The following is a 623-nucleotide window of genomic DNA, read 5'->3' as shown; positions in this document are numbered from 1 at the left end:
TAAGTTTTTACTATCAATAACATAGCACTGGCGACACTCAGTACGTCCGTGACCGTGTTCAATTATTGATTTGTCCGTATTGTTAGCTCGCTGAAATGCGAAGGCTTGTACTATCGCTTCGCGCAATTTTCCCTGATTACTTTTAACGGCAAGCAGATAGTCACCCCCCTGGTCCACGATGGTTTTGGCTATCTTTGTTTGACAAGCCATCGCATCGATAGTCACTAACGCCCCTTTGATATCTAACATCTTTATCAACTCAGGAATGGCGGTTATCTCATTGCTTTTTTGTTCTGTTTTAAGCTGACCAAGCACTAATTTGTTTGAGGAAGCGTAGGCACTAATCATGTGTATGGTACTAGCTCTATCTTCACGATTGTATGACCCTCGAAGCGTTTTTCCATCAATAGCAATAACTTGGCCTTCAGTAAGGGTGTGTATCGAAGACATCCAATTGATAAAACATTGGTGAAACTGCTCAGGTTCAATGGTTGATATGATACGAGCAATCGTGTCATCAGCGGGAATGCCGTTTACGAATAGGTTGTTGTTTTTAAACCAATCATGATGCCCAAGAATGTATTCGCGAATATCAAACCAGCCTTTAGCGCCTGCGATAACGG

General features: G+C 42.2%; 1 protein-coding gene. It reads right to left on the bottom strand.

Going from position 1 to position 623, the window contains the following annotated elements:
- The coding region (locus AC19MX_RS21125) for an ISAs1 family transposase (RefSeq protein ID WP_498299774.1) at positions 1-623 on the bottom strand (623 nt) is incomplete at both ends.

The organism is Shewanella sp. MF05956 (assembly GCF_059758055.1).
Note: the sequence above shows the minus strand (reverse complement) of the source record. Positions and strands in the feature narration are given on the sequence as shown.